Raw genomic sequence first — 2,646 nt, 5'->3', positions numbered from 1 at the left:
TGGTTGCGGGAGCAGGATTTGAACCTGCGACCTTCAGGTTATGAGCCTGACGAGCTACCGGGCTGCTCCATCCCGCGACACTTTGCGTTGGTCTACCGCCTATTCGGCTACTTGAGACCGGGTAGTGTTCTTTTCATCATTTAGAGAGAATGCTGTTTGTGGGCTTTTACTAGGTTTGGCGGTGACCTACTCTCCCGGGGCTTAAGCCCAAGTACCATTGGCGCGGCAGTGCTTAACTTCCGGGTTCGGGATGGGACCGGGTGTTTCACTTGCGCTATGACCACCAAACCGAGGAAAAGCCCATGTCGACTTTCTTGCTGTGCAAGAAAGCGACGAGGTGGCAGGCAGCGTCTTTTGCTTGCAAAAGGCGCGTTGCCACTCGGTTATAGTATCAATCAATATCGCGGCTTGGCGCTGCGACGCTATCCATTGTCAAGGTCGGTGTATGCTTTGGTCTTGTCTTTCCATTACTGGATCAAATCAAGCCTATCGGGCGATTAGTACCGGTCAACTGAACGCATTACTGCGCTTACATCTCCGGCCTATTGACGTGGTGGTCTTCCACGGCCCTCAGGGAGACCTTGTTTTGAGGGGGGCTTCCCGCTTAGATGCCTTCAGCGGTTATCCTGTCCGATCATAGCTACCCAGCACTGCCGTTGGCACGACAACTGGTCCACCAGTGGATCGTTCACCCCGGTCCTCTCGTACTAGGGGCAACTCCTCTCAAGTCTCCTACACCCACGGCAGATAGGGACCGAACTGTCTCACGACGTTCTAAACCCAGCTCACGTACCTCTTTAAACGGCGAACAGCCGTACCCTTGGGACCTGCTCCAGCCCCAGGATGAGATGAGCCGACATCGAGGTGCCAAACACTGCCGTCGATATGGACTCTTGGGCAGTATCAGCCTGTTATCCCCGGCGTACCTTTTATCCGTTGAGCGATGGCCCTTCCACTCGGGACCACCGGATCACTATGGCCGTCTTTCGACTCTGCTCGACTTGTCAGTCTCGCAGTCAGGCTGGCTTCTGCCATTGCACTCAACGAGCGATTTCCGACCGCTCTGAGCCAACCTTCGCGCGCCTCCGTTACGCTTTAGGAGGCGACCGCCCCAGTCAAACTACCCGCCACGCAGGGTCCCGGATCCGGATAACGGACCGCGGTTAGACATCAAGAGTGCGAAGGGTGGTATCTCAAGGGAGGCTCCACGGATACTTGCGTTTCCGCTTCAAAGCCTACCACCTATCCTGCACATCACAATCCTGATGCCAGTGCGAAGCTGTAGTAAAGGTGCACGGGGTCTTTCCGTCTAACCGCGGGAAGCCTGCATCTTGACAGGCAATTCAATTTCGCTGAGTCGATGTTGGAGACAGCGGGGAAGTCGTTACGCCATTCGTGCAGGTCGGAACTTACCCGACAAGGAATTTCGCTACCTTAGGACCGTTATAGTTACGGCCGCCGTTTACCTGGGCTTCAATTCAAGGCTCTCACCTCTCCTTTTAACCTTCAGGCACCGGGCAGGCGTCAGACCCTATACGTCGTCTTGCGACTTCGCAGAGCCCTGTGTTTTTAATAAACAGTCGCCACCCCCTGGTTTGTGCCCCCAGCCCCTAGTTGCCTAGGAACCGGGCCTCCTTCTCGCGAACTTACGGAGGTATTTTGCCGAGTTCCTTCAACATCGTTCTCTCAAGCGCCTTGGTATGCTCTACCAGTCCACCTGTGTCGGTTTAGGGTACGGTCTGATGGAGGGCTATTTCCAGGAACCACTCAGCAGCCCAATCAATCCGATAAGATTGAACTACACCTGTGATCCGTCACATCCTCCTGGCCTAGGAATATTAACCTAGTTCCCATCGCCTACGCCTTTCGGCCTCGGCTTAGGGGCCGGCTTACCCTGCTCAGATTAGCTTTAAGCAGGAACCCTTGGACTTTCGGCGAGAGTGTCTCTCACACTCTTTGTCGCTACTCATGTCATCATTCTCACTAGTGATCTCTCCACGGGATCGCTCACGCGCCCGCTTCATCGAAAGCTCCAAATATCCTCCAAGGCGTCCCGAGAGACGCTAAAGAGGATAGGAACTATGTCACACTACGCTCTGCTACCGATGCTTACGCATCCCTAGACTTCGGCTCATGGCTTGAGCCCCGTTACATCTTCGCCGCAGGACAACTTATTTAGACCAGTGAGCTGTTACGCTATCTTTAAAGGATGGCTGCTTCTAAGCCAACCTCCTGGTTGTTTTGGTCGTCCCACCTGCTTTCCCACTTAGCCATGAATTGGGGGCCTTAGTCGTAGGTCAGGGTTGTTTCCCTCTCCACTACGGACGTTAGCATCCGCAGTGTGTCTGCCATCTAGTACTCCCGGGTATTCGGAGTTTGGTTAGGATCAGTAAGCCTGTGGGGCCCCATTACCCATCCAGTGCTCTACCCCCCGGGGTATTCGGATGACGCTCTACCTAAATAGATTTCGCAGAGAACCAGCTATCTCCGAGTTTGATTGGCCTTTCACCCCTAGGCACAGCTCATCCCGATCCTTTTCAACGGATGTGGGTTCGGTCCTCCAGTAAGTGTTACCTTACCTTCAACCTGGCCATGCCTAGATCACTCGGTTTCGGGTCTGATCCCACGAACTCATGCGCCCTATTA

The 2,646-nt window shown here is 54.3% G+C and carries 1 tRNA gene and 2 rRNA genes (1 of these 3 running past the window's edge); all 3 read right to left on the bottom strand.

Going from position 1 to position 2,646, the window contains the following annotated elements:
- A tRNA-Met gene (locus ACR0J4_RS07970) sits at positions 1–77 on the bottom strand.
- Between the two features lie 96 nt (positions 78–173).
- A 5S ribosomal RNA gene (rrf, locus tag ACR0J4_RS07965) occupies positions 174–288 on the bottom strand.
- A 188-nt stretch (positions 289–476) separates the two neighbouring features.
- Positions 477–2,646: ribosomal RNA gene (locus ACR0J4_RS07960) — 23S ribosomal RNA — on the bottom strand; it runs 662 nt beyond the window's last position.

It is taken from the genome of Ruegeria sp. B10 (assembly GCF_056539825.1).
This window is presented reverse-complemented; position numbering and strand designations above follow the sequence as displayed.